The following is a 25,042-nucleotide window of genomic DNA, read 5'->3' on the forward strand; positions in this document are numbered from 1 at the left end:
CAATGTTAAAAAATGTTATTGGTAAAAAATACTTCACATAATCCGATCACTGGTAGATGATCTGCAGCATCCGGTATGACAACCTGATAACACGACAAAAAAAGGATGGCCTTGATGTTCCGTCCTGAATCACAGCGCCCTTCGGCTGGTTGGTCTGCACGGTGCTGATTCTGTCTGGCCCTATTCACAAAGCGGCCAACGTCTGTGCCTCGCAGGCGGCAGTCGCTGCTTTCCACTGGAGTACCCCATGAATAACAAGAATGTCGGTGTAGTCGGTCTGGGCGCGATGGGGCTGGGCATTGCCCGCTCGTTGTTGCGCAGCGGTTTTAATGTGCATGCCTGTGATGTGCGTACTGCCGTAACAGAGCAGTTCGCCGGGGAGGGTGGTGTGGCTTGCCTGTCACCGTCGCATATGGCCGCTGAGTGTGACGTGATCATCACTGTGGTGGTCAACGCCGAGCAGACCGAGACCGTATTGTTTGGTGAGGGTGGGGCCGTGGCCTCTCTGCGCCCGGGCAGCCTGGTGATCGGCTGCGCCACAGTCGCTCCGACCTACGCCGTGGATCTTGGCCAGCGTCTGGCCGCGCTGGGCCTGCTGTATCTGGATGCACCGATTTCCGGTGGCGCGGCCAAGGCTGCGGCTGGCGAGATGACCATGATGACCTCGGGCCCGGCCGACGCCTACGCCAAGGCTGAGTCGATCCTGGCTGGCATGGCCGGCAAGGTTTATCGCCTGGGTGACGTTCATGGCCTGGGTTCGAAGGTCAAGATCATCAACCAGCTTCTCGCCGGGGTACATATTGCCGCTTCTGCCGAAGCCATGGCGCTGGGCCTGCGTGAAGGGGTCGATGCCGATGCGCTGTATGAGGTGATCACCCACAGCGCCGGTAATTCCTGGATGTTCGAAAACCGCGTGCCGCACATTCTCAAGGCTGACTACACGCCGTTGTCCGCCGTGGATATTTTCGTCAAGGACCTGGGCCTGGTGCTGGATACCGCCCGGACCAGCAAATTCCCGTTGCCGCTGTCGGCCACCGCTCACCAGATGTTCATGCAGGCATCCAGTGCCGGCTTCGGCCGCGAGGACGACTCGGCGGTCATCAAGATTTTCCCGGGCATCGAATTGCCAACCGCCAAGCCTGAGCCTGTTTGAGGAACACCCCATGACTAACTCCACCGCACGCCCGCTGCTGGGCTGCATCGCTGACGATTTCACCGGGGCCACGGACCTTGCCAACATGCTGGTGCGCGGCGGTATGCGCACCGTGCAAAGCATTGGCATTCCGAGCGCGGAAGTGGCGGCCGGGCTTGATGCCGATGCGATCGTCATTGCCCTGAAGTCGCGTACCACGCCGGTCGCCGAAGCAGTCGAGCAGTCCCTCGCCGCGCTGGCCTGGCTGCGTGAACAAGGCTGCGAACAGATTTTTTTCAAGTATTGCTCGACGTTCGACTCCACTGCGGCCGGCAATATCGGCCAGGCCAGCGAAGCACTGCTGGCCGCACTGGGTAGCGACTTTACCCTGGCGTGCCCGGCGTTCCCGGAGAATGGCCGGACGATCTTTCGCGGCCATCTGTTTGTGCAGGATCAACTGCTCAGCGAGTCGGGCATGCAGAACCATCCGCTGACGCCAATGACCGATGCCAATCTGGTGCGCGTCCTGCAATCGCAGACCCGTCTGAATGTCGGCCTGTTGCGCTACGACACGATTGCCCGTGGCACTGAGCAGGTGCGGGCGCGAATCGCCGAGCTGAGGGCTCAAGGTGTCGGCATGGCCATCGCTGATGCCTTGTCGGACAGCGATCTGTACACCCTGGGTCGCGCCTGCGCCGATCTGCCGTTGTTGACCGGTGGCTCGGGGCTGGCCCTGGGCCTGCCGGAAAACTTCCGTCGCGCCAGCAAGTTGCGCGATCTCGACGCCTCGAAACTTCCGGCGGTGTCCGGCGGGGAAGTGGTGTTGGCCGGCAGTGCTTCGATCGCCACCAATGGGCAAGTGGCGGCCTGGCTCGAAGCCGGTCGTCCGGCTTTGCGGATTGATCCGTTGGCCTTGGCGGCGGGGGAAGCGGTGGTGGCGCAAGCCTTGGCCTTCGCCCGTGATAACGAGCAAACCGTATTGATCTACGCCACCTGCTCACCGGAGGAGGTCAAGTCGGTGCAACAGCAATTGGGCGTCGAGCAGGCTGGCAGTCTGGTGGAAAACGCCTTTGGCGAAATTGCCCAGGGTCTGCGCCAGAGCGGCGTGCGCCGCTTCGTGATTGCCGGCGGAGAAACTTCGGGCGCTGTGGTCCAGGCGTTGGGCGTGCAACTGCTGCAAATCGGCGCGCAGATCGATCCGGGTGTTCCAGCGACGGTCAGCAGTACCGACGAACCACTGGCGCTGGCACTCAAATCGGGCAACTTCGGTGGCCGGGATTTCTTCAGTAAAGCCTTGAACCAACTCGCCCAGGCCGGAGGTGTGCAATGAGCAACGAGAACGCCCTGCGCGAAGAAATCTGTGAGGTTGGCCGCAGCCTTTACCAGCGCGGATACACCGTCGGCAGCGCCGGCAATATCAGCGCACGCCTGGATGACGGCTGGTTGATCACGCCGACGGATGTCTGCCTCGGGCGCCTTGATCCGGCCACCATCGCCAAGGTCAATCTGGCGGGTGAATGGGTGTCCGGTGACAAACCTTCAAAGACTCTGGCGTTGCATCGCCAGGTCTACGACCGCAACCCGAATGTCGGCGGCGTGGTGCATACCCACTCCACCCATCTGGTGGCGTTGACGCTGGCCGGTGTCTGGCAGGCGAACGACATTCTGCCGCCGCTGACGCCGTATCAGGTCATGAAAGTCGGGCATATCCCGTTGATTGCCTACCAGCGACCCGGTTCGCCGAAGGTTGCCGAACAGGTCGCGCTGCTGGCCAACAGCGTTCGCGGCGTGATGCTCGAACGGCTGGGGCCGGTGGTCTGGGAGAGTTCGGTTTCCAGGGCCAGCTACGCCCTGGAAGAACTCGAGGAAACCGCACGGCTCTGGCTGATGAGCAATCCCAAGCCTGAACCGCTGGATCAGGTGGCGCTGGACGAACTGCGAACAACCTTTGGTGCGCACTGGTAACGCATTGTCTTAACACGACAGATCGATAACACAGGCTCTGCCCGGGAGACGCACAGGGACTCTCGACGCCCCCGGCTTGCCTTAAAAAACAATAACAACAGGAAATCCAAGCATGACTCACCTTCACTGCGGCAGCTTCAGATCCAGTGGCAGAACCCTTTCATTTACCCGGTGTGGAGGGTTTGTGAAATGAGCCCGTTAATCCTGATGATTACCGCCGGGGCAGGCATTGCGCTGTTGTTGTTCCTGGTGCTCAAGTACAAGTTCCAGCCCTTCGTGGCCTTGATGCTGGTGAGCATTCTGGTGGCACTGGTGGCCGGGGTGAAACCGGCCGATCTGGTTGCCACCATTGAAGGCGGCATGGGCAAGACCCTGGGTCATATCGCAATCATCATTGCCCTGGGCGCGATGATCGGGCGGATCATCGAGCTTTCCGGCGGTGCCGAGGCGCTGGCCAAGACGCTGATTGCCCGCTTCGGCAACCGTCGTACGCCCCTGGCGTTGACGATTGCCGGCTTCATGGTCGGGGTACCGGTATTCTTCGAAGTCGGCGTGATCATCCTCATGCCGCTGGCCTATGGTATTGCCCGGCGCGCACGCAAGCCGCTGTTGGTGTTTGCGTTGCCGATGTGCGCTGCGTTGTTGACCGTACACGCCTTCCTGCCACCGCACCCGGGTGCAGTGGCCGCTGCCAGTCAATTGGGTGCGGACCTGGGTCGCGTGCTGATGTTCGGCTTGCCGATCACCGCGTTCCTTTGCTTTGTCGGCTACCGCGTGGCCGGGCGCATGACCCGTCGGGCGTACCCGATGACTGACGATATTCGTGCCGAGGTCTATGGCCCGCATGTCACCAACGAGGATCTCGCGGCCTGGTCCAATGGCAACGACATCAGCGCTGAGCGAGCGGCTGAAGCCGTGTCACACATGGGCCTGGAAGAGTCGACCAGCAGCATCGTTTCCAAATTGCCGCCGGCACCGGCACCAGGTTTTGGCCTGATCGTCAGCCTGATCCTGCTGCCGATCATTCTGATCCTGCTGGGGACGCTGTCTACCTCGTTGCTGCCTGCCGAATCGATTCTGCGTGGCATCATGACCGTGCTCGGTGCGCCACTGGTGGCGCTGCTGATCGACACCTTGCTGTGTGCCTGGCTGCTCGGTTCGCGCCGGGGCTGGAGCCGCACTCAGGTATCGGACGTGATCGGCTCGGCGTTGCCCGGTGTGGCCATGGTGATCCTGATTGCCGGCGCCGGTGGCGTGTTCGGCAAGGTGCTGGTGGATACCGGGATCGGCGCCGTGGTCTCCGACATGCTGCGCACCACCGGTCTGCCGGTGCTGGCCCTGGGTTTTCTGCTGACCATGCTGTTGCGCGCGGTGCAGGGCTCGACCACGGTGGCGCTGGTGACCACTGCCGGCATCATCAGCCCGCTGATTGCGACCCTCGATCTCACCCCGAACCACATGGCCCTGCTGTGCCTGGCCATGGGCGGTGGCGGGTTGGCCATGTCCCATATCAATGACGCCGGTTACTGGATCTTCACCAAGCTGTCAGGCCTGAACGTGGCCGACGGTCTGCGCACCTGGACAGTGATGACCACTTTGCTTGGTACCTTGGGTTTCTGTATTACCCTGCTGATCTGGCCCTTTGTCTAACCCTTTATCTCAGGAGCTACCATGCCTCGTTTTGCTGCCAACCTCAGCATGCTCTATCCGGAACATGAGTTTCTGGATCGCTTCGCCGCCGCTGCCTCTGACGGCTTCGAGGCGGTGGAGTACCTGTTTCCCTACGACTACAGCGCAGAAGAACTCAAGCAACGCTTGAGCGACAACGGCCTGGTGCAGGCACTGTTCAACGCGCCGCCCGGTGATTGGGCCGCGGGGGAGCGGGGCACGGTGTCATTGCCGGGCAGGGAGAGTGAATTTCGTAGCGGTTTTGATCGCGCCCTGGATTACGCCAGTGTATTGGGCAACTCACGCATCCATGTCATGGCCGGGCTGTTGCCGTCAGAAAGCGATCGCCCAAGGCATCACGGCGTGTATCTGGAGAACCTCGCCTACGCCACCGCCCGGGCGGCCAAGGCAGGCGTCACCGTATTGCTCGAACCGATCAATACGCGAGACATGCCAGGCTTTTTCCTCAACCGCCAGGATCAGGCCCAGGCCATCTGCAAGGAAGTGGGCGCCAGCAACCTGAAGGTTCAGTTCGACTGCTACCACTGCCAAATCGTCGAGGGCGACCTGGCGACTAAACTGCGTCGCGACTTCGATGGTATCGGCCATGTCCAGATCGCCGGCGTGCCGGATCGGCATGAACCGGACTTGGGGGAAGTCAATTATCCCTGGCTGTTCGAGCTGATCGACCAGTTGGGTTATGACGGCTGGGTGGGGTGCGAATATCGGCCGCGAGGCAATACGTCCGCCGGCTTGCAGTGGTTGCGCGATTGGAAAGCGCGGGCGCTATAGAGGAGGGAGGCGACGGGCTCCACGGGATGCAGGAGCCCGTCCTTTCACGCCGGTGAGTTGTCAGCCGGCAGCAACAGTTCGACACCCTGCTTGCGGATGCCGTCGGCCGCGGCAGCGGTCAATGCGTCGTCGCTGAGGATGATGTCGAACTGCTCGAGTCCGGCAATCCTGTACATGCTGAAGGTGCCGTATTTCGAACTGCTGGCCACCAGCACCACTTGCGCAGCCGATTGCATCGCGGCTTGCTTGACCTCCACCTTCAGCGCCGAAGGCGTGGTGAGGCCGCGACGCAAGTCCCATGAACTGGTCGAGATGAACGCGATGTCGGTGACGACCTGACGCAAGGTGGCAACCGCCAGACCGCCCACGCACGATTGGTTGGAGTGATCCAGCTGCCCGCCGGTATGAATCACCGTGACATGGGGGGCTTCGATCAGTGCCTGGACAATCCCGAAGTCATTGGTCACCACGGTCATGCCGGACAGCGCCTTGATATAGGGGACGATTTCCAGCGTGCTGGTTCCCGCGTCCAGGTAAATCGTCATGTCGGCATGCAGTAGCCGGGCGGCGAGCCTGGCCATGGCCTGCTTCTGCGGCAACTCGACCACCGCCTTGATCTGATGGCTGGGCTCACTGTGCAGCTGGCTGGCGATCCGCACCCCACCCGTTACCGAGTAAGCACGACCTTCCTGCTCCAGCAACGCGATGTCGCGGCGTATGGTCATGTGCGAGCAGTCGAACATTTCCATCAATTGATGAACGCTCAGCACCTGATGCTTGCGCAACTGTCGCAGCATTAACTCACGGCGCTGTTCAGGGATCATCGGTGCGCCGCTTTCGGCGGCGATGTCCTTTTGACTAGGCATTCGGGCTCCAGAATGAAGTAATCCGCAGACAGGGAAGGCGGGTAAACATAGTAGCGAATCTGCCGCCGGATCAGTAGCGCGACGAGGCACCGGGGTGGTTTCATGCTCCGGGTGCAGTTGCCGGAAAATTTCGACACGTTGCATCAAAAGGGGCTTTACTGGAACAAGTCGTGCGGATTATCGAGGGCTGCGTTTTCTTGGCAGCCAGCACTGGCTGGATGCCGAGTTCAAATCTACACCCGTCCAGGTTGAGGACCAGCCCATGTCCCGGTTCCTCTGCGCCATGCTGTTCGCGCTGCTGCTCGTCGGCTGCGCCACCACGCGCTTGCCCCACGAATTCAGCGAGGCGATACCCGCCGGCGATTCGGCTTTCGGGCGCTCGATCCAGGCTCAGGCCGCCGCGCATGAGGGGCGCTCGGGGTTTCGTTTGCTGCCCAATAGCAGTGAAGCATTTCGGGCGCGCGCCGAGTTGATCCGCAATGCGCAGAAATCCGTCGATCTGCAGTACTACATCGTGCATAACGGCCTTAGCACCCGGGCACTGGTGCGTGAAATGCTGCTGGCTGCCGATCGCGGCGTACGGATACGCATTTTGCTCGATGACACGGCCAGCGACGGCCAGGCAGAAGTCATCGCTACCCTGGCGGTGCACCCGAACATCCATATCCGTGTCTTCAACCCGTTGCATCTGGGACGCAGCACCGTGGTCACCCGAACCATGGGCCGTCTGCTTGATCTTTCCCAGCAACACCGACGCATGCACAACAAACTGTGGCTGGCCGACAACAGCGCAGCCATCGTCGGCGGACGCAACCTGGGGGATGAGTATTTCGACGCCAAGCCCGATCTCAACTTCACCGACATGGACCTACTGTGCATCGGCCCGGTCGCCGAACAGTTGGGGCACAGCTTCGATCAGTACTGGAACAGCGCCTTGAGCCAGCCGATCAGCGACTTCCTGCGTAACAAGCCAACAGCACAAGACTTGCTCGAGAGCCGCCAACGCCTGGAGCAGTCGCTCCAGACCTCACGTATCGAGAGCAAGGTGCTGTACAACCATCTCATGACCTACCAGGCTCAACCGCAACTCGAGACCTGGCGCAAGCAGCTGATCTGGGCTCATAACAAGGCGATATGGGACGCTCCGAGCAAGGTTCTGGCCGACGGCGAACCGGACCGCGCGCTGTTGATGGCCACGCAGCTGCGACCTGAACTCGATGGCGTCAATAACGAGCTGATCATGATCTCGGCGTATTTCGTCCCGCAAAAGCCGGGCATGGACTATCTGCTGGGTCGTGCCGATGCCGGCGTTGATGTGCGCCTGCTGACCAATTCACTGGAAGCCACCGATGTGCCGGCGGTGCATGGCGGCTATGCACCGTATCGCAAGACTCTGCTCGAACATGGCGTGAAACTCTATGAGCTGCGGCGCCAGCCGGACGATCCCGGCCGCAGCTCTTCGTTTGGTTTCAGTGGTGGTTCGGACTCCAGCCTGCACACCAAAGCCATGATCCTGGACCAGCAGAAAGTGTTCATCGGCTCGTTTAATTTCGACCCGCGTTCAGTGTTCTGGAACACTGAAGTCGGGGTGCTGGTCGATAGTCCCGAGCTAGCCGGCCAAGTGCGCCAGCTGGCGCTTGAGGGCATGGCGCCGGCCATGAGTTACCAGGCCCGACTGGAAAACGGCGAAGTCGTCTGGCTCACCGAGGACGACGGTCGCCAGCGGACCTTGCGCAAGGAACCCGGCGGCACATGGCGTAGCTTCAAAGCCTGGCTCAGCGACAAGATCGGCCTGGAGAAAATGCTCTAGGTCGAAACCGGTTATCCATGACCCAGGGTCGATGGATAGCTGTTGCGCTGCATGGGTGATCTTTTCAACGCTGGCAGGCCGGTTTTTTTCTGTGTGGCGCAAGTTCATAAAATCTTCAAACACCTTAAACAGGTGATCCATGTCGATTCCCTGTGATGCGATTTTCAGCGCAATCGACCTTGAGTCAGCAGGGTGCCGGGCATGTGCAGTTGCACATAGCCAATGACCAGCACCATTAACAGGCAGAACAGCCATTGCAGCCGGCTGAGCCCGGCAATCCGGTAGATCGCCTGCAATGGCTTTCGCCAGCGGTACTGGCGATCCGTGGGGACTGCACTGGCGGGCTGCAGCAAGCCGATCACTCCGGTGATCACATAAGTCGCCAGCCCCAGTACCCCGAGCCAGTTCCAGATAACCAAGGCCAATGCCAGCAACGGACCGCCATTACGTATCACCAGGTAACGACGATCGGCCGTCAGTTTGTGTCGTACACACCATTCGCTGGCGCGCAGGTCGAGGTCGTACAGGTTCTCCGTCAAGGTGGTCCAATGGCTGAGCAGCCATTTGCCGACCTGCGCCGCCACCCAGCCACCCAGTGCGTAGAGTGGCAGCATGAGCAGCACAATGAGTCCGGAACTGCCCAGGTTGTTCAGTGCAAGGGCGATGGTCAAAACGCAGGCCGCGCGTTTAACGCCATAGGGCGGGTCCTTGTGACCGATGAGTGCCTTCCAGAACCACGGATCGTGGTTGGGGAACATGCCCAGCAAGTCGGGGAAACGCGTGGCAAAGGTCTCAGCCAGCTGTTCGCAGGCTTGCCAGTCCGCCTCGACGAAACCCAGGGCCAGTTCCGCCTGCTGCGCGGGTTGCGTCGACAGCAGAAACAGCGCGGCGGCGTTGGCGCACGCACTGGGGTGTTGCTGGCGTTGCTGCATCAGGGAGCGCAGTTCGCCGAGCCAGGCTTGTTGCTCGCAGCGCCTGTGCAAAGCTTGCCACTGGTCCTCGGCAATGGGCACAACCGCCGCTTCGACATCCCAGGCGAACAATTGACACACTCGTTGGAACAGTTGCGCCGACCAGTCCTCGGTATTCAGGAACAGGTTCAGAACCTGTACCTGAAGCGCCTGACGACGTGCGAAATCACCGAGCCAGGGTTGGCGGCTGTGGTGTTCCAGGAAGTCCAGGAAGTACTCTTGCTCGCCACTTGCCAGCAGATGATCAAGCTTGCGGTACAGCGCTGCGGTGAGGGCGCGGGTCAACTGCTGCTGGTGAAACTCACTGGCGGGGATCTGTTGCCAGGGCGTCAACCATTGACGTTGTTCAAGGCCCCAGCTCAGCAGGGGCCAATGTGCTTCAGGGTCGTCCACGCAACGCTGGAACAGCAGCCGTTCGAATTCGGCGTTGCAGCCCCTGGCCGATGCCTCGGTCCAGTAGCGATCAACCGCCTGATCTTCAAATCCGGATAACAGTTCAACGGCCTGTTCGTGCAGGGACCGCGTGGGTGTCAGGTTCGGGTGCGGCCGGTGCTGTGTTATGGACGCAGCGGTAACGTCAGCGGCAACCTTATGAACTTCGTCGGGGCCTTCACGCAGGATTTGCAGGGCTTGCTCATAGGCTTCACGCAGTTGCTGGAAGGCGACGGGATCCTCATCCGGACGTCTGACCTTGAGCAGCCTGGCGTATTGGCGCTTGATGCTGCGCTCGTCGGAGCGGGCGGGCAGGTCGAGGACTTCCCAGCAATCGAAAACAGGTTCCATGGCTTAGAATCCACCACCGGTTTCGAGCAGGCCGATGCGCTCGCTCAGATTGTTGCGAGCCTGGCGGATGACACGCTCGTCCTGGCTTGCCAGTGCCTGCTGAAACAGGCTTGCCCATTGGTCAATCTGCTCACGAAGCTCGCCCAGGCTTTCTTGATACAAACGCTCCAGGCGGGCTACCAGTAGGGTATTGATCTGCTGATCGCGGGGATGCACCTTGAACTCGGCCAGCGCTTTCAGGCGCTCGGCGATTTCTTCGCTACTGAGCACGCCCGGATTGTTTTCGATCACCAGGGTGCGCTGTTCACCGGTCATGGGAATGCTCACCTGACACTCCAGAATGCCGTTGTTGTCGTAGGTGAAGCGCACGTCCAGTTCGACGACGCAACCGGTATTCACCGGGACCGGAATCTCCAGCTCACCCAAGGCGATGTTGTCGCGCACCAGGCGACTCTCACCCTGGTAGATCTTCACCAGTACGCTTTCCTGCAAGTCATGAACGGTGCACACGGTTTCTACCCGGCTGACCGGGACCGTACTGTTGCGCTCAATGATCGGCAGATAGTGCCCTGGCTCATGGTGTTGACCCACCCGTTGCGAGACTGCTATGCCCAGGGTGTAGGAGCAGACGTCGGTCAACACCACTTCTTCCAGGGCGGTGCTGCGGGACTTCAGCGCCGCCTGGATCGCGGCGCCATGAGCCACGGCTTCGTCGGGGTTGATGTGGATGGACGGGAAGCGGCCAAACAGCCCCGCGGCCAGTTTGCGCACCAATGGCATGCGGGTGGTGCCGCCTACCAGCAGCACTTCGTCGAGCTCGTTGATACGGATTCTGGCATCGCGCAGGGCGCGTTCAATCGGATTGCGCAGGCGTTCGAGCAAGGGCGCGAACAAAGTGGCCATCTCGTCCTGGGTAAAAACATGCTTCCACTGCTGGCCGTCCACACGCAAGACAAACTCGCTCGCCAGTTCCTGCCCCAGCGCCTGGCGTACCCGCTCGGCTTCGCGGCGCAGCGCTTGGGCGATCGATTGCACTGGCGGAAATCCTGGCTGGTCGCACTGGGTCTGGATAAAGCGCTCGGCCAGCACCTGGTCGAAATCCTCACCGCCCAGATAGTTGTCGCCAGCGCTGGCCCGCACCTCCATGACGCCGTCGAACAGCTCAAGGATGGACACGTCGAAGGTGCCGCCGCCCAGGTCGAAGACCAGGAACGAGGTTTCCTTGCCATGCTGCGGCAAGCCGTAGGCCAGTGCGGCAGCGGTCGGTTCGTTGATGAGCTTGTCGACTTTCAGTCCGGCCAGTTCGCCGGCGATACGGGTGGCCTTGCGCTGCGCGTCACTGAAGTACGCGGGGACGCTGATGACCGCCTCGGTCACCGGTTCGCCGTAGGCACGTTCGACGTCTTCCTTGAGGCTCCCGAGCACCAGCGCCGAAAGTTCTTCAGGGCGCAACGTCTTCGTACCCAGTTGCACGGTGCGCGCGCTGCCCATATGACGCTTGAACAGCGCGGTGGTCATGCCAGGGTGGGTGTGCAGGCGCTCGCGGGCAGCCTGGCCGACCAGAATCCGGCCTTCATCGTCCAGCCCCACGACCGAAGGGGTCAGCCATTGACCCAGTGCGTTAGGTACCAGAACACTGGCATCGTTATGCCAGACAGCCACCAGGCTGTTGGTGGTACCCAGATCGATCCCGACAATCATCAGTGCTTTCCTTTTCCATGGCTTGACTTAACGAGCCTGTTCTTCCTTGACCAGCAGAGGCAGATCCTAGTCACCTGCGATCATTTTTTCCAATGAAGGTTCAATATCCGCATGCTGGATAAGTGGACCGGGCCGCAACCTGTAAGTGATGGACATGTTTGAGTTGAAGCATGGCCATGAGGTTTTTTGGCCGATTGCTGTCGGTTGAGAAGGGCTGCAAACGACGGTGGATTCAACCGGTCGATGCGACACAAGCAAATTCTGTGTGAGCGGAATTTTGAACTCCCGATCCAGAGCCCAACTCCTAACTCACAAGGCACTGCACACGACAATGATGTGGCGATGACCCACCAACAGCTGCATAGCCGCGAGCCCGGCGCGATATTCGAAACCGATCTTCCAGCACGCCTGGACCGCTTGCCGTGGGGCCGCTTTCACTCCCTGCTAGTGTTCGCGCTGGGCATCACCTGGTTGCTCGACGGTCTGGAAGTGACCCTGGCCGGCTCGGTGTCCGGCGCGCTGAAAAACAGCCCCGACCTGCGCATGAGCAACTTCGATATTGGCTTGGCCGGGGGCATCTACATCGCCGGCGCAGTGCTCGGTGCCTTGCTGTTCGGCTGGCTGACCGATCGCCTGGGGCGGCGCAAGCTGTTCTTCGTAACTTTATGGCTGTATGTAGGTGCCACGGCGGCCACGGCGTTCTCCTTCAACCTGGAAAGCTTCCTGCTGTTTCGCTTCCTCACGGGCATGGGCATCGGCGGCGAATACACGGCGATCAATTCGACCATCCAGGAATTCACCCCGGTACGCTATCGCGGCTGGGTCGACCTGAGCATCAACGGCACATTCTGGTTGGGCGCAGCGCTTGGTGCCGGCGGGGCCATCGTTCTGCTGGACCCGCACGTGGTCGGCGGCGAGCTGGGCTGGCGCCTGTGCTTTGGCATCGGTGCCGCGTTGGGTGTGTTGATTCTGGTGATGCGCCTGTGGTTGCCGGAAAGCCCGCGCTGGCTGCTGGTCCATGGTCAACACGATGTGGCGCGAGGCATCGTAGAAGGCATCGAAGCGCGTCTGCGCGAACAAGGCCATGAACTGCCGGCGGTGACCAGCAAACCACTGCGCCTGCACGCGCGGGACCACACGCCGCTGGCGGAGGTCTTCCATACCCTGTTCATCAGATTCAGCCGCCGCGCGCTGGTGGGGATGACCCTGCTGACCGCGCAGGCCTTCTTTTACAACGCGATCTTCTTCACCTATGCGCTGGTGCTCACCGATTTTTACCAGGTGCCCGCCGAGCAGGTCGGCTGGTACGTATTGCCCTTGGCACTGGGCAATTTCTGCGGGCCGTTGCTGTTGGGGCGCCTGTTTGACGTGGTCGGCCGACGCGTGATGATCAGCTTCACTTACGCGACGTCCGGGGTGTTGCTGGCGCTCAATGGCTACGCCTTCCAGCAGGGCTGGCTGGATGTCACCCAGCAAGCCGCGGCGTGGATGGTGATCTTCTTTTTCGCTTCGGCAGCGGCCAGTTCGGCTTACCTGACGGTGGCAGAAACCTTCCCACTGGAAATCCGTGCCTTGGCCATCGCTGTGTTTTACGCGTTTGGCACTGGCCTGGGCGGCATCATCGGGCCGACGCTGTTTGGCCAACTGATCCAGACCCAGCAGCGCAGCAGTCTGCTGATGGGTTATCTGGCAGGCGCTGCACTCATGTGTGTGGCAGCGGTGGTGCAAGCGGTTTGGGGGGTGGCTGCCGAGCGTCGAGCGTTGGAGCAGGTGGCCAGGCCTTTGTCGCAGGCTGGGGATTGAGTGGGGGACTACTGGCAAAAGAGCCGTTTGAGAAAACCGGATTTTTAACAGAATCGGCCGATTGTTGCCTGCCGCGACGGGCACCAACCACCCCATCCCGACCTGCCACAGCAACCGGAAATCCAGGGACGATTCACTCAAAAGGGTGACGCGGTCGAGCTGGATGTCTTCTGACGTTTTTGCCTGCACCTGCATGACTCGGGCTTCTTGCAGTAAACGGAGGGTACCTATGCCCTTACTTTTGAGGGTAATGAATGAAACAAGGACAAGTTCTGCTGTTGGCTTTGTTGTTTATGTTTTTGACCGGTTGCACGACGACACCACCAAAAGATCAAGGCAATCTCTGCAGTATTTACCGTGAGTATCCCGACTGGTATGAGGATTCGCTGCAAATGCAGAGTGAATATGGGACGCCTCTGCATGTGGCCATGGCGATCATGAAGCAGGAAAGCAGCTACGTGGCGGACGCATTGCCGCCTCGTGACTACCTGCTCTGGGTGATCCCCTGGGGGCGAGTCAGTTCCGCCTATGGTTATGCGCAGGCTCAAGACCCGGTGTGGGGTGAGTACAAGGACAATACGGGCAACGGTGGTTCGCGTGACAGTTTCGACGACGCGATCATGTTTATCGGTTGGTACACCACTGGCACCCAACGTCAGCTCGGAATCTCCAAATGGGACACCTACAATCAGTACCTGGCTTATCACGAGGGGCGCGGGGGCTTTAGCCGCAATACCTATCGCAGTAAACCGTGGCTGATGCAGGTTGCCCAGAAAGTGCAAAAGCAGTCAGAGATTTACAGCGCGCAACTAAAAGTGTGTCGCCAAGAGTTGGAAGATGATCGTAGCGGGTGGTTTTAACGTCTTTACGAAAAAATCCCCGCACCTCCTGGGGGAAGATGCGGGGCAAGGTATTACACATGGTGAGGAAGGTCGGCCTCCTCAAATGCAGACTGGCTGTATTCGAAGCGTCCGTTAAAGGTGTCACCTGTAAACCTCACCTTGGCCAACGCCCCCCCTCGACGCCTATTTAAAGTCGAGGGAGCGGGGCGAGCGAAATCAATAATTATCAAAAACAGATTAAAAAATACGGATATGACGTCGCGGATAGCTTCTCGGTGATGGCATCGCGTGGTTAAGCCAGTTCCAAAAGAAGTCTGGCGGTGCTGCCAGGCAAGGGGTGAGGTGCATTGATCCGGGCTTCCAATCTGCTCACGAACGCCAGGGCTTCTGCGTAGCTGCGAAATTCAACGCACCACGTGTTCATCCATACGTTCCAGCCTTCCGGTTTGCTCGCTTTCTCGATTTTTATCAGCATCCTGGAATCCCTCCAAGTGGTGGTTAAGCCCACATTTAAAGCCGATAGAGGGGGGTATTTGGAAATTAATAATTATCAAAAATGGATTACGGCGGCGGTGGGATTCAGACGTTTGAAGCGTGTTTGCGTTCGATTGGGCATACTCTAAACCAAGGGCTTGCAAGCGAAAGCGTTACAAACCCTCGTATGTTTCTGTTCCAGAGTTGCTAGCTTGATCGTGGTTACCGGATTCCTTTCAGGAGGCCGGTTCGGCTTTGCGTCGATCGTTGCCGGCCGGATTGCCAATATCGATCAGCGTTCTTTCCAGCAGTACGTTTTCCAACGCCTGGCGGTCAGACGGGTTCATCTGATGTTCTCGCTCCTTGAGTTCCAACAGGATCGGGGTCGACCACTGGCGGTAGGTTTGTTCAGCACTACGATTGAGTGACATGGGTTCCTCCTTGATCAGGCTCCTGCCAATAAAGGCGCCGCACTTCGATACGCCAAAAACCCTAGTCGACGAAGCGGGTTCCCGCCACTGCTTTACGTCGGACGGCCATTGCCCCAGATGCCCGTAGCGGCAGTGCGCCGTACGTAGTCGCCGAAGTCGCGGGCCGGGCGTCTCAGTGCCCGCTGTACGCCATCGGCCACGGGCGTGTTGCGCCCGTCCAGTACAGTCGTGAAGAGATACAACACCAGATCGATCAACGCCGGGGGAAGTTGTTCCTGTTCCATTGCCTGTCGATAGGCGTCCGGCGATACGGCCACGAACTCGATATTGCGACCCGTGGCGCGGGCAATCTCGGCCACGGCTTGAGCAAAGGTCAACGCTCGCGGGCCGGTCAGTTCGTAGAGCTGGTTAGTGTGTCCGGGTTGAGTCAGTGCCGCGACGGCACACTCGGCGATGTCTTGCGCATCGACGAAGGGTTCAGCGATCTGGCCGACGGGGAGTGCGAGTTCACCTTGCACAATGGGTTCAAGAAAGTGTGCCTCGCTGAAGTTCTGGCAGAACCAACTGGCCCGCAGAATCGTCCAGTCAATCCCGCTGTCCTGTACGACACGTTCGGCCTGTTGCGCTTCAACTTCGCCGCGCCCGGATAACAAGACCAGTTTTTGTACGCCGCATTTCACCGCAAGTTCGGTGAACGCCTGGATGGTTTCAGGGGCGCCTGGGACGGCAAGATCCGGTTGAAAGGAAATGTAGACCGATTGAACGCCATCGATCACGGCGTCCCAGGTTGATCGGTCTTCCCAGTCGAAGGGTGGATTGGCGTCGCGCGAGCCCCGGCGAACGGGCAGGCCGGCCGCTTCGAGTCGTTGTGTGATGCGCCGTCCGGTTTTGCCGGTGGCACCGAGGACCAGCGTGATTGGTTGAGCCGTTTTCATCGCGTTTACCTCCATCGATTAATGTGAGTAATGCTCACGTTTAAAAGATGATAGATGCTCACGTTTTTCCGTCAACCCATCGGATCTCATTCCCCGACGTGTGGCATCTGCTATTGGGCGCAGGGCTTGGCGATGCTAAGGTGAGTACATGTCATGTTTTTGATCGGGAATTCACTCGTGCGCAAAAAAACCTCTGGAACTCTCGAACAGCCTGCTGCAGAAGCGGTCCGCCGCAATCCCACGCAACAGCGCAGCCGCGATCGTCAGGAGCGGATTTTGGCGACGGCTGCCGAGTTGATCGCGGACAAGGGCAGCGACCCACTCAAGATGAGTGAAATCGCCGAGCGCTCCGAGATCTCGATCGGTTCCCTTTATCAGTATTTCCCCGACAAGAGTTCCGTGATCCGCACGCTGGCCGAGCGCTACAACGCGCAGAGCCGCCGATGCATTGCGGAGGCAATGGAGGTCGTCGAGGACGCCCGGGGTTTGCAGACCGCCTATTCGCAGTTGCTCGATCAGTACTACGAGATTGTGATGGCGACACCGGTGATGCGTGACATCTGGTCCGGCATGCAGGCCGACAAGCAGTTGTTGCAGCTTGAGTTGGGGGAGAGTCGGGTTGCCGGAGCGCTGTTGTCCCAGGCGATGCTTCGCGTTTATCCCGACTGTGACGAACAACAGGTCCAGGAGTCTGCGTTTTTGATCTGGCACCTGGGGGAGGCGACCATGCGGTTGGCGGTTACTTGTGCACCAGAGGAGGGGCGCGCACTGGTCGAGGCGTTCAAGCGCATGTCCCTGCGCGAGATCATGGAGCCCGTGCGCAGGAACATCGACTCGCCGTAAAGCCTGGCGGCTATTTCATATTCCCTAAACGAATGGACGTTCGATTGGTTTTGCGCAACAAAAAATCCCGGTTCCAGGCCGGGTTGTGAGAAAGGATGGAAATCCAGCAGGCAGCCAAAGGTTCGGAGACGTCAGTGTCACCGATCATGCTGCCCGAATCAGGCCTGTCCTCGCACCGTAAATCCGTGTCGGATCATCTGAACCGAGGCAGAGGCCGGTCGACAGGCTGCAGAGACGACAGTGTGTGCCGGATCAGCGGCGTGTCCTTTTCGATGTCGTTCAGGCGATCACGAATTCTGAGGGCGGTGGGATGTCCGCCTTGATGATCGACCCAGTCGGCGATTTCCTTGCAGGCCGCAGCCAGGCGAGCCTGACGGGAGTCCAGCAAGGTGAGCAGGGTGGTGATGGACTCTTTTTCGGACATGGGAGACACCTCCGTTCAAGAAACCTGGGTGTGGCAGCAAAAAGCCCGCGGGGGAGCGAGCTTTCTGCCGAATGGGTTACTGATCCTTCAACCATTTCAGTATAGACCCGTTAAAAAATGGTGAGAACCGTCAACTTTGTCGGGCTGTTACTTGTGATTTAGCGTTCAGCTGACGGCAAACACGCACGGCATCTTCTTCAATATCGTAGCCATCTCCGATGAAGCCTTGGGTGCGGGTATCGGCGATGCGGTACCAGACTGCGGCGTCCGGTGGCAGGTGGTCAACTTCACCCTCACGGCGGCCATGGATGATGATTTTGTTGCAACGCTTCACAACGAAAATGTCTTCCATGGCGTCTCCGTAGCGGATTCGTGTTCAGTTCAACTATAGAAGCCATTGCTGATCGTGCAAAAAATAGGCAGGTCAATTCGTCGGTTCAGGCGCTGCCAGCGTTCTCTCCAGAAAATTCGCCAGCCCGACTTCCTCGGCCGAGAGTCCCTTGCGCGCTCTCGGCCTGGGTAGTTGCGCCAACGCGCCCAGAAGGAAACCATCCAGCACCGCCGGGTGGATATAGCACTTGCGGCACACCGCCGGGGTGTTGCCCAGTTGCCTGGCAACGTCCTTGACCATTTCCACCTGATGCCGCCTGGCGTCCGTTTCAGGCTCCCAGCGCCGCTTGCGCAGTATCGACAGGGCCAGAACGCTGCCGGCCCAGGTGCGGTAGTCCTTGGCGGTGAAATCGGCACCGGTGAGCGTTTGCAGATAGCTGTTGATGTCGGATGAACTGATGGTGTGCCGGTCGCCGTTTTCATCCAGATACTGAAACAGATTCTGCCCGGGTATTTCCTGGCATCGCTTGATGATCCGGGCCAGTCGCCGGTCTTTCACGGTGATCTGGTGTTCGACGCCACTTTTGCCGCGGAACTGGAACAGGATGGCACTGCCGTTGATTTCTACATGGCGGCTGCGCAAGGTCGTCAGGCCGTAGGAGCGGTTGTCCCGGGCATATTGGCTGTTGCCGATACGGATCAGTGTCGAGTCCAGCAGGGTAATGACCGTGGCCATGACTTTGTCGCGACTGAATCCCGGTGTCGCCAATACGGCTTGCAGTCGTTGGCGCAGTTTCGGCAGGGCCAGCCCGAACTCACGCAGGCGCAAGTACTTGTCGGCGTCGCGTACCTCCCGCCAGCGGGGGTGATACCGGTATTGCTTGCGACCCCGGGCATCCCGCCCGGTGGCCTGCAGATGCCCGCTTGGATCGGCGCAGATCCACACGTCGGTATAGGCGGGTGGCACCGCGAGGGCGTTGAGGCGCTTGATGGTCTCGGGGTCGGTGATGCGCTGGCCGGCCGGGTCGAAATAGGCGAATTTCCCGCGCAGTTTCCTGCGGGTAATGCCCGGCTGAGCGTCATCGACATAATGCAGGTCAGGTGGCAGTCCATCGGACATGACAAGCGTCCTGGGCAGGGAGTCACGGAACGTTACAGCCATTGACCTCGCCCCGGTGCAGTCGTGCCTTTGGATTTACGCCAGCACGGCGACGGCCTTTATTTGCGCCCAGAGTGGCTGGCCAGGATGGACGTTCAACTGATCACGGGAATAACGCGTGATCCGCGCAAGCAGCGGCGTGCCGGCGGCGTCCAGGCGAATCAGCACGTGCGCGGCGTTATCGGCGTTCATTTCAGTGACCACGGTGACCGGCAGGCGATTGAGAATGCTGCTGTGCCCGGCATTGTCCAGGCTCAGGCTCACATCCCGCGCCTGGACTTTGCAGCGCAGTGCCTGGCCCACATCCATTGGCGTATGGGGCACACGAATGTCGAGAGTGGTGTTGGGCAGTTGCAGGCTGAGCAATTGATAGTCGGCGTCATAGGCGCTGACGCGACCCTCGATGACCACACCGGCGTCATCCCCCATTGCCAGCGGCAAGTCGAGGCGAGCCAGGGTCTGGCCGATCGGGCCGCTGGCCAGGGCCTTGCCGTTGCTGAGCAACACGATATGGTCGGCCAGTCGCGCGACTTCATCCTGGGAATGGCTGACGTACAGCACCGGGATGTCGAGTTCGTCGTGCAGGCGTTGCAAGTAGGGCAGAATTTCACTTTTGCGTTGGGCATCAAGTGCGGCCAAAGGCTCATCCATCAACAACAGTTTCGGGCTGGTGAGCAAGGCGCGGGCGATGCCGACGCGCTGACGCTCTCCGCCTGAAAGGTGTTGCGGGTGCCGGTCCAGCAAATGGCCGATGCCCAGCAACTCGGTGGCGTGGGCCATGTCGACCCGACGCTGCGGCTTGGGGATGCGCTTGAGGCCGAACGCCAGATTGTCCAGCACCGACAGATGGGGAAACAGGCTGGCTTCCTGGAACACGTAGCCCAGCGCGCGTTTGTGCGGCGCTACGAACACCTTGTTATCGCTGTCTTGCCAGACTTCATCGTTGACCTGGATAAAACCTTGATCGGCCCGTTCCAGGCCGGCGATGCAGCGCAGGCAAGTGGTCTTGCCGGAGCCTGAGTGGCCGTAAAGTGCGGTAACGCCACGGCCCGGCAGCTGCAAGTCGACGTCCAGGGCGAAGCCCGAATAACGTAGTTTCAGACGCATTTGAATCATCGATCAGCTCCAGCCCGCTTTGGTTTGACGGCTGGAATACAACGCCAGCAGGACGACGAACGAGAACACCAGCATCGCCCCGGCCAGCCAATGGGCTTGGGCATATTCCATGGCTTCGACGTGATCGTAGATCTGCACCGAGACCACGCGGGTCTTCTCGGGAATATTGCCGCCGATCATCAGCACCACGCCGAACTCGCCGACGGTGTGGGCGAAACCGAGAATGGCCGCGGTAATGAAACCGGGGCGAGCCAGGGGCAGTGTCACGCTGAAAAAAGTGTCCCAGGGATTGGCCCGCAAGGTCGCGGCCACTTCGAGCGGGCGCGTGCCAATCGCGGAAAAAGCGTTTTGCAGCGGCTGGACCACAAACGGCATCGAATACAGCACCGAACCGAAGACCAGCCCCGCAAAACTGAACGTGAGGGTGCCAAGGCCGAGTGACTGGGTGAGTTGGCCGATGTACCCATGTGGGCCGAGGGCCAGCAACAGATAAAAACCAATCACCGTCGGTGGCAGCACCAGGGGCAGGGCGACAATCGCCCCGACCGGGCCGCGCAACCAGGAGCGGGTGCGCGACAGCCATAACGCAATCGGAGTGCCGACAATCAGCAGGATGACGGTCGTCAGGGACGCCAGTTTCAGGGTCAGCCAGATGGCGGAAAAATCGGCACTCGATAGCGACATTTAGATTTCGTAACCGTAGGACTTGATGACAGCTGCCGCTTTCGACCCCTTGAGGTAGTCAACCAGCGCCTTGGCGGCCGGGTTGTCCTTGCCCTTGTTGAGAATCACCGCGTCTTGCTTGATCGGGTCGTGCAGGCTGGCAGGAACGATCCAGGCCGAACCGCTGGTGATCTTGCCGTCCCTGTAGATCTGCGACAGGGCGATAAACCCCAGCTCGGCGTTGCCGGTGGAGACGAATTGGTAGGCCTGGCTGATGTTCTGGCCTTCAACGATCTTGTCCTTGACCTTGTCGGTCAGACCTTCTTTTGCCAGTACCTGGGTCGCCGCGAGGCCATAAGGCGCGGCTTTCGGGTTGGCAATGGACAGGTGCTGGTAGGCGTTCTTTTGCAGCACATCGCCCTTGGCATCGACGTAGCCTTCCTTGGCCGACCACAGCGCCAGCGTACCGACCGCGTAGGTGAAGCGCGAACCCTTGACGGAGTCGCCTTCGGCTTCAAGTTTTTTCGGGGTGCTGTCGTCTGCCGAGAGGAACACTTCGAACGGTGCGCCGTTTTTGATCTGGGTGTAGAACTGGCCGGTGGCGCCAAAGGATGCGACCAGTTTATGCCCGGTGTCTTTTTCGAAATCAGCCGCGATGGCCTGGATGGGCGCGGTGAAGTTGGCGGCGACAGCGACCTGGACTTCGTCCGCCTGGGCTGAGCCGAAGGCGAATACGGCGAGAAGGCTCGCCAGGCAGGTCGGGGCAAAACGTGAGGCACGAATGGTCATGAAACGGCTCCGTTAAAGGCAATTGCAGCAGGTTAATCGTTATGTACAAAAATATATAGCGAATTGCCTTTGAACGGAATGCCTTGTCGTCAAATTGTATACAACTTTAACGAACCTAATGCTCAGGAGCGACCTGACAGCCTCGCTAATCCTTCTTCAGCCAGTTTTCGAGTCAGTGCCTCGGTGGTCAAATCGACGCCGAGGGTAAAGGCCTGACCGGCCCAGAGGTTGCTGAAGTCCGCTTCACCTTTGGCCCGCAACGGCATCAGCGCGCCACCGGCAAGGGGGAAGGCCGGGGCCTTGGCGCTCATGGGGCCCAGCTCACGCATCACCCGGTTGAGAATGCCCCGGGCCGGGCGACCGGTGAACACGTTGGTGACGGCCGTCTCGCTTTCCCTGGCGGTACGCAACGCTTTGTGGTGGGAAGGGCTGACCTTGGCTTCAGGGGTGAACAGGTACGCCGTACCCACCTGTACCGCCGAAGCGCCGAGCATGAAGGCCGCGGCAACGCCTCGGGCGTCAGCGATACCGCCAGCGGCAATCACCGGTACTTTCACCGCATCGACGACTTGCGGCACCAGGGCGAAAGTCCCCACCTGACTGCTCAGGTCATCGCTGAGAAACATCCCGCGATGGCCCCCGGCTTCGTAGCCCATGGCAATGATTGCATCGCAGCCATGCTGCTCCAGCCATACGGCTTCTGCGACGGTGGTGGCCGAGGACAGCACCTTCGCACCGGTGGCCTTGACCCGGTCGAGCAGGGATTTTTCCGGCAGGCCAAAGTGAAAACTCACCACTTCAGGGCGAAATTCTTCGACCACTTCGCAGGCCGCGTTATCGAACGGCGCTCGGTTGGACACCGGCGTCGGCGCATCGAAGTCGGCGCCGAGTTCCTGGTAGTAGGGTTGCAGCAGGTTTTTCCAGTCCTGTGCGCGTTGCTCATCCGCAGCAGGTGGCTGATGACAGAAGAAGTTGACGTTGATCGGGCGCCGGGTGTGTTGGCGGATGGTTTTGAGCTCTTCGCGCAGTTGATCGGTGCTGAGCATCGCCGCTGGCATCGAGCCCAGGCCGCCGGCATTGCAGGTGGCAATCACCATGGACGAGTTTGTGGCACCGGCCATCGGCCCCTGGATGATCGGCAGTTCGATCCCGAGCAGGTCAAGGATGCGGGTATCTGGCCACTGGTTCATGTGCTGTGTTCTCCGACGTTGGACCCGGGCAGGGACGGTAGAACAGGATTTGTAACGCAACGACTGGCGCAAGGCCAGTCGTCTTTTCAGCGGGTAAGGCTTTTTCAGGTTCTTCACGGAGTCTCGGGAAACGCGGAAACAAGAACGCCGATTGGCTTAAAGTCGGGTACGGCAATCCGTTGCCATGTGTTATTTCAAATGCACCACCACCAGACTGATTCCATTGAGAGGCCGTCATGTTCAAAGGCATTTTGATCGACAAAGACGACAGCGGTTATCGGGCCACACTGCAAGAGATCCAGGACGATCAGCTGCCCGAGGGTGATGTCACGGTGCGTGTTGCCTACAGCACGCTGAACTTCAAGGATGGCCTGGCGATCACCGGCAGCAGTCCGGTGGTGCGTAAATTCCCGATGGTGCCGGGCATCGACCTGGCCGGTGTCGTCGAAGTCAGCGGGCATCCGGACTACAAGGTCGGTGACCCGGTCCTGCTCAATGGCTGGGGCGTGGGCGAAGGGCATTGGGGTGGATTGGCGCAGAAGGCTCGCCTGAACGGTGACTGGCTGATTGCGCTGCCCAAGGCGTTTACCGCGGCCCAGGCGATGGCCATCGGTACGGCGGGCTACACGGCCATGCTGTGTATTCTTGCCCTTGAGCACAATGGCGTAACGCCTGAACAGGGCGAAGTTCTGGTGACCGGCGCCAACGGTGGCGTCGGCAGTTTCGCCATCGCCTTGCTGAGCAGGCTCGGCTACCGGGTGGTCGCGTCCACCGGACGCACCTCGGAGCACGATTACCTGAAGCAACTGGGGGCCAGCGAAATCATCGATCGCGCCACCTTGTCCGAGCCGGGCAAACCATTGGCCAAGGAGCGCTGGGCAGCCGTCATCGATTCGGTCGGCAGCCACACCCTGGCCAACGCGTGCGCCGGCACCAAGGCCAATGGCACCGTCGCGGCCTGCGGTCTGGCCCAGGGCATGGACTTTCCGGCCTCCGTTGCGCCGTTCATCTTGCGCGGCGTGACCCTGGCCGGCATCAATAGCGTGACCCAGCCCAAAGCCAAGCGCGTGGAGGCCTGGAATCGCCTGGCCAAGGATCTGGACTTCACCCTGTTGCCGCTGATCAGTCACGAAATCGGCTTGAGCGAAGCCATCGACGCCGCGCCGCGCTTGCTGGCCGGGCAGTTGCGTGGTCGCGTGGTGGTGGATGTGAATCGCTGATCACTGCGACTCGCGCTCCAGCAACTGCCGTTTGCGCTCGACACCCCAGCGATAGCCCGACAGATTGCCATCGCTGCGCACCACGCGATGGCAAGGGATCGCCACGGCCAGGTTGTTCGCACCGCAGGCCTGGGCCACGGCGCGAACGGCTTTTGGTTGACCGATACGCTGGGCGACATCGGCGTAGCTGGCGGTGCTGCCCACGGGAATCTCCCGCAACGCTTGCCAGACACGCTCCTGAAACGCCGTGCCGCGTACGTCCAGCGGCAAATCCAGGCCAATGGCCGGCGCCTCGATAAAGCCGACGACCCTGGCAATCAATTGCTCGAATTCATGATCGGCGCCAATCAGGTTGGCGCGGCGGAATTTGTCTTGCAGATCACAGACCAGTTGATGCGGATCATCCCCCAGCAGGATAGCGCAGACCCCGCGCTCACTCTGCGCCACCAGAATCGCACCCAGCGAACACTGGCCGACGGCAAAACGAATGTCGTTGTTTTGACCGGCCGCGCGGTAGTCCCCGGGTTTCATTCCCAACAGTTGGTCTGCCGCTTCATAAAACCGGCTGTTGGAATTGAAGCCGGCGTCATACAGGGCATCGGTCACCGAACCGCCGTCCGCCAGCCGCTCGCGTACCTTGCGTGAGCGATGGGCATCGGCGTAGCCCTTGGGCGTCAGGCCGGTGACAGCTTTGAACACGCGATGGAAGTGAAAGCTGCTCAGGCCCGCCGCCTCGGCCAATTCGCCCAGGGCGGGCAGCGTTTCGGCGCTTTCGATCTGGCGGCACGCGGCGGCCACGGTGGCGGCATGTTGCGCGGCGAGTTCGCTCTGATCCTTCGTCGCGCGCTTGCTCGGACGATAACCCGCGGCCCGGGCCTGTTCGGCGTTTTCGAAGAATTCGACATTCTGTGGATTGGGCAAGCGCGCGTGGCTGCTGGGATTGCAGTAGATGCCTGTGGTCTTCACGGCATAGACAAACTGCCCGTCAGCCTTGGGATCGCGGGCGACCACGGCGGCCCAGCGCGGATCGTTTTCGATGGTGATCTTGGTCGATTGGGTTGTCATGGCGTCACGTCCATTGAGGGGTTGCCTGCACATTAACCATGGGGCAATTCCCACACACTCCGCCGCTTGC

General features: G+C 60.2%; 24 protein-coding genes. 10 read left to right on the plus strand and 14 right to left on the minus strand.

Translation table 11 applies throughout. From position 1 onward, the window contains the following. Positions 1-247: 247 nt before the first annotated feature. The 5 genes from ltnD (at position 248) to otnI (ending at position 5,557) form a co-directional block, all read left to right on the plus strand. Positions 248-1,153, plus strand: a complete 906-nt coding sequence (ltnD, locus tag ACM6J5_RS00080) for an L-threonate dehydrogenase (RefSeq protein ID WP_414927537.1) — start codon at positions 248-250, stop codon at positions 1,151-1,153. Positions 1,154-1,163: 10 nt separating this feature from the next. Continuing rightward, positions 1,164-2,462, plus strand: a complete 1,299-nt coding sequence (gene otnK / locus ACM6J5_RS00085; RefSeq protein ID WP_414927538.1) for a 3-oxo-tetronate kinase — start codon at positions 1,164-1,166, stop codon at positions 2,460-2,462. Beyond that, on the plus strand, positions 2,459-3,097 hold the full coding sequence (locus ACM6J5_RS00090) for an aldolase (RefSeq protein WP_095945037.1): 639 nt from the start codon (positions 2,459-2,461) through the stop codon (positions 3,095-3,097). Before otnK ends, ACM6J5_RS00090 begins: the two co-directional genes overlap by 4 nt. A 189-nt stretch (positions 3,098-3,286) precedes the next feature. Continuing rightward, entirely contained in the window at positions 3,287-4,747 is a 1,461-nt protein-coding gene (locus ACM6J5_RS00095; RefSeq protein ID WP_095945038.1) for an SLC13 family permease, read from the plus strand. A 21-nt stretch (positions 4,748-4,768) separates the two neighbouring features. Continuing rightward, entirely contained in the window at positions 4,769-5,557 is a 789-nt protein-coding gene (gene otnI / locus ACM6J5_RS00100; RefSeq protein WP_414927539.1) for a 2-oxo-tetronate isomerase, read from the plus strand. 44 nt (positions 5,558-5,601) lie between these two features. Here the strand turns inward: otnI and ACM6J5_RS00105 are convergent, their stop codons facing one another. Then, positions 5,602-6,423 (minus strand): DeoR/GlpR family DNA-binding transcription regulator, encoded by an 822-nt coding sequence (locus ACM6J5_RS00105; protein ID WP_095945040.1) that lies wholly within the window; start codon positions 6,421-6,423, stop codon positions 5,602-5,604. A gap of 262 nt (positions 6,424-6,685) precedes the next feature. Between ACM6J5_RS00105 and ACM6J5_RS00110 the strand changes: the two genes are divergently transcribed. Continuing rightward, positions 6,686-8,233 (plus strand): phospholipase D family protein, encoded by a 1,548-nt coding sequence (locus ACM6J5_RS00110; protein WP_095945041.1) that lies wholly within the window; start codon positions 6,686-6,688, stop codon positions 8,231-8,233. 164 nt (positions 8,234-8,397) lie between these two features. On the opposite strand, the gene ACM6J5_RS00115 is transcribed toward ACM6J5_RS00110, so the two are convergent. Both ACM6J5_RS00115 and ACM6J5_RS00120 read right to left on the minus strand, forming a co-directional pair. Then, the gene (locus tag ACM6J5_RS00115; protein ID WP_414927540.1) at positions 8,398-9,987 is read right to left on the minus strand and encodes a J domain-containing protein; all 1,590 of its coding nucleotides are present in this window, start codon (positions 9,985-9,987) and stop codon (positions 8,398-8,400) included. 3 nt (positions 9,988-9,990) lie between these two features. Beyond that, positions 9,991-11,688, minus strand: a complete 1,698-nt coding sequence (locus tag ACM6J5_RS00120; protein ID WP_414927541.1) for a molecular chaperone HscC — start codon at positions 11,686-11,688, stop codon at positions 9,991-9,993. A gap of 342 nt (positions 11,689-12,030) precedes the next feature. Between ACM6J5_RS00120 and ACM6J5_RS00125 the strand changes: the two genes are divergently transcribed. Continuing rightward, positions 12,031-13,491, plus strand: coding sequence for an MFS transporter (locus tag ACM6J5_RS00125; protein WP_414927542.1), 1,461 nt, complete (start codon positions 12,031-12,033; stop codon positions 13,489-13,491). Positions 13,492-13,745: 254 nt separating this feature from the next. Continuing rightward, positions 13,746-14,351 carry a hypothetical protein gene (locus ACM6J5_RS00130; RefSeq protein WP_095945045.1) on the plus strand — a complete coding sequence of 202 codons (606 nt, stop codon included), beginning with the start codon at positions 13,746-13,748 and terminating at the stop codon, positions 14,349-14,351. A gap of 274 nt (positions 14,352-14,625) precedes the next feature. Here the strand turns inward: ACM6J5_RS00130 and ACM6J5_RS00135 are convergent, their stop codons facing one another. The 3 genes from ACM6J5_RS00135 to ACM6J5_RS00145 all read right to left on the minus strand — a co-directional run bounded on the left by ACM6J5_RS00135 (position 14,626) and on the right by ACM6J5_RS00145 (position 16,173). Then, entirely contained in the window at positions 14,626-14,808 is a 183-nt protein-coding gene (locus ACM6J5_RS00135; RefSeq protein ID WP_095945046.1) for a hypothetical protein, read from the minus strand. A gap of 235 nt (positions 14,809-15,043) precedes the next feature. Continuing rightward, positions 15,044-15,238, minus strand: coding sequence for a hypothetical protein (locus tag ACM6J5_RS00140; RefSeq protein ID WP_095945047.1), 195 nt, complete (start codon positions 15,236-15,238; stop codon positions 15,044-15,046). Between the two features lie 92 nt (positions 15,239-15,330). Then, positions 15,331-16,173 (minus strand): NAD(P)H-binding protein, encoded by an 843-nt coding sequence (locus ACM6J5_RS00145; RefSeq protein ID WP_150673971.1) that lies wholly within the window; start codon positions 16,171-16,173, stop codon positions 15,331-15,333. Between the two features lie 177 nt (positions 16,174-16,350). Between ACM6J5_RS00145 and ACM6J5_RS00150 the strand changes: the two genes are divergently transcribed. Beyond that, positions 16,351-17,016: a TetR family transcriptional regulator gene (locus ACM6J5_RS00150; RefSeq protein WP_150673970.1), complete on the plus strand. Its 666-nt coding sequence runs from the start codon at positions 16,351-16,353 to the stop codon at positions 17,014-17,016. 193 nt (positions 17,017-17,209) lie between these two features. On the opposite strand, the gene ACM6J5_RS00155 is transcribed toward ACM6J5_RS00150, so the two are convergent. The 7 genes from ACM6J5_RS00155 to ACM6J5_RS00185 form a co-directional block, all read right to left on the minus strand. Beyond that, on the minus strand, positions 17,210-17,440 hold the full coding sequence (locus ACM6J5_RS00155; protein WP_007975977.1) for a hypothetical protein: 231 nt from the start codon (positions 17,438-17,440) through the stop codon (positions 17,210-17,212). 130 nt (positions 17,441-17,570) lie between these two features. Beyond that, complete coding sequence (locus tag ACM6J5_RS00160; protein WP_095945050.1) at positions 17,571-17,792, minus strand: hypothetical protein; 222 nt, start codon at positions 17,790-17,792, stop codon at positions 17,571-17,573. Between the two features lie 72 nt (positions 17,793-17,864). Beyond that, on the minus strand, positions 17,865-18,890 hold the full coding sequence (locus tag ACM6J5_RS00165) for a DNA topoisomerase IB (RefSeq protein WP_371918286.1): 1,026 nt from the start codon (positions 18,888-18,890) through the stop codon (positions 17,865-17,867). 75 nt (positions 18,891-18,965) lie between these two features. Then, positions 18,966-20,045 carry a molybdenum ABC transporter ATP-binding protein gene (gene modC / locus ACM6J5_RS00170; RefSeq protein WP_414927543.1) on the minus strand — a complete coding sequence of 360 codons (1,080 nt, stop codon included), beginning with the start codon at positions 20,043-20,045 and terminating at the stop codon, positions 18,966-18,968. 3 nt (positions 20,046-20,048) lie between these two features. Continuing rightward, entirely contained in the window at positions 20,049-20,729 is a 681-nt protein-coding gene (gene modB, locus ACM6J5_RS00175; RefSeq protein WP_414927544.1) for a molybdate ABC transporter permease subunit, read from the minus strand. Beyond that, the gene (modA, locus tag ACM6J5_RS00180; protein WP_414927545.1) at positions 20,730-21,497 is read right to left on the minus strand and encodes a molybdate ABC transporter substrate-binding protein; all 768 of its coding nucleotides are present in this window, start codon (positions 21,495-21,497) and stop codon (positions 20,730-20,732) included. 122 nt (positions 21,498-21,619) lie between these two features. Continuing rightward, positions 21,620-22,687, minus strand: coding sequence for an NAD(P)H-dependent flavin oxidoreductase (locus ACM6J5_RS00185; RefSeq protein WP_095945054.1), 1,068 nt, complete (start codon positions 22,685-22,687; stop codon positions 21,620-21,622). A 236-nt stretch (positions 22,688-22,923) separates the two neighbouring features. Between ACM6J5_RS00185 and ACM6J5_RS00190 the strand changes: the two genes are divergently transcribed. Then, a complete protein-coding gene (locus ACM6J5_RS00190) occupies positions 22,924-23,907 on the plus strand; it encodes an MDR family oxidoreductase (protein ID WP_150673965.1) in 984 nt (327 codons plus the stop codon). Here ACM6J5_RS00190 and ada read toward each other — a convergent pair whose 3' ends face one another. Next, on the minus strand, positions 23,908-24,972 hold the full coding sequence (gene ada, locus ACM6J5_RS00195; RefSeq protein ID WP_095945056.1) for a bifunctional DNA-binding transcriptional regulator/O6-methylguanine-DNA methyltransferase Ada: 1,065 nt from the start codon (positions 24,970-24,972) through the stop codon (positions 23,908-23,910). Positions 24,973-25,042 lie beyond the last annotated feature (70 nt).

This window comes from Pseudomonas sp. IT-P74 (genome assembly GCF_949768175.1).
Classification (GTDB): domain Bacteria; phylum Pseudomonadota; class Gammaproteobacteria; order Pseudomonadales; family Pseudomonadaceae; genus Aquipseudomonas.

What these genes read in the sequence shown, in the direction of transcription:
- ACM6J5_RS00095 (WP_095945038.1), top strand. Translation starts at nt 3,287, where the DNA reads ATGAGCCCGTTAATCCTGATGATTACCGCCGGGGCAGGCATTGCGCTG.
- ACM6J5_RS00145 (WP_150673971.1), bottom strand. Translation starts at nt 16,173, where the DNA reads ATGAAAACGGCTCAACCAATCACGCTGGTCCTCGGTGCCACCGGCAAA.
- ACM6J5_RS00090 (WP_095945037.1), top strand. Translation starts at nt 2,459, where the DNA reads ATGAGCAACGAGAACGCCCTGCGCGAAGAAATCTGTGAGGTTGGCCGC.
- modB (WP_414927544.1), bottom strand. Translation starts at nt 20,729, where the DNA reads ATGTCGCTATCGAGTGCCGATTTTTCCGCCATCTGGCTGACCCTGAAA.
- ACM6J5_RS00140 (WP_095945047.1), bottom strand. Translation starts at nt 15,238, where the DNA reads ATGTCACTCAATCGTAGTGCTGAACAAACCTACCGCCAGTGGTCGACC.
- ACM6J5_RS00130 (WP_095945045.1), top strand. Translation starts at nt 13,746, where the DNA reads ATGAAACAAGGACAAGTTCTGCTGTTGGCTTTGTTGTTTATGTTTTTG.
- ACM6J5_RS00190 (WP_150673965.1), top strand. Translation starts at nt 22,924, where the DNA reads ATGTTCAAAGGCATTTTGATCGACAAAGACGACAGCGGTTATCGGGCC.
- modA (WP_414927545.1), bottom strand. Translation starts at nt 21,497, where the DNA reads ATGACCATTCGTGCCTCACGTTTTGCCCCGACCTGCCTGGCGAGCCTT.
- ACM6J5_RS00135 (WP_095945046.1), bottom strand. Translation starts at nt 14,808, where the DNA reads ATGCTGATAAAAATCGAGAAAGCGAGCAAACCGGAAGGCTGGAACGTA.
- ACM6J5_RS00160 (WP_095945050.1), bottom strand. Translation starts at nt 17,792, where the DNA reads ATGGAAGACATTTTCGTTGTGAAGCGTTGCAACAAAATCATCATCCAT.
- ltnD (WP_414927537.1), top strand. Translation starts at nt 248, where the DNA reads ATGAATAACAAGAATGTCGGTGTAGTCGGTCTGGGCGCGATGGGGCTG.
- ACM6J5_RS00185 (WP_095945054.1), bottom strand. Translation starts at nt 22,687, where the DNA reads ATGAACCAGTGGCCAGATACCCGCATCCTTGACCTGCTCGGGATCGAA.
- otnK (WP_414927538.1), top strand. Translation starts at nt 1,164, where the DNA reads ATGACTAACTCCACCGCACGCCCGCTGCTGGGCTGCATCGCTGACGAT.
- ACM6J5_RS00125 (WP_414927542.1), top strand. Translation starts at nt 12,031, where the DNA reads ATGACCCACCAACAGCTGCATAGCCGCGAGCCCGGCGCGATATTCGAA.
- ACM6J5_RS00165 (WP_371918286.1), bottom strand. Translation starts at nt 18,890, where the DNA reads ATGTCCGATGGACTGCCACCTGACCTGCATTATGTCGATGACGCTCAG.
- ACM6J5_RS00110 (WP_095945041.1), top strand. Translation starts at nt 6,686, where the DNA reads ATGTCCCGGTTCCTCTGCGCCATGCTGTTCGCGCTGCTGCTCGTCGGC.
- modC (WP_414927543.1), bottom strand. Translation starts at nt 20,045, where the DNA reads ATGATTCAAATGCGTCTGAAACTACGTTATTCGGGCTTCGCCCTGGAC.
- ACM6J5_RS00120 (WP_414927541.1), bottom strand. Translation starts at nt 11,688, where the DNA reads ATGATTGTCGGGATCGATCTGGGTACCACCAACAGCCTGGTGGCTGTC.
- ACM6J5_RS00155 (WP_007975977.1), bottom strand. Translation starts at nt 17,440, where the DNA reads ATGTCCGAAAAAGAGTCCATCACCACCCTGCTCACCTTGCTGGACTCC.
- ada (WP_095945056.1), bottom strand. Translation starts at nt 24,972, where the DNA reads ATGACAACCCAATCGACCAAGATCACCATCGAAAACGATCCGCGCTGG.
- ACM6J5_RS00115 (WP_414927540.1), bottom strand. Translation starts at nt 9,987, where the DNA reads ATGGAACCTGTTTTCGATTGCTGGGAAGTCCTCGACCTGCCCGCCCGC.
- otnI (WP_414927539.1), top strand. Translation starts at nt 4,769, where the DNA reads ATGCCTCGTTTTGCTGCCAACCTCAGCATGCTCTATCCGGAACATGAG.
- ACM6J5_RS00105 (WP_095945040.1), bottom strand. Translation starts at nt 6,423, where the DNA reads ATGCCTAGTCAAAAGGACATCGCCGCCGAAAGCGGCGCACCGATGATC.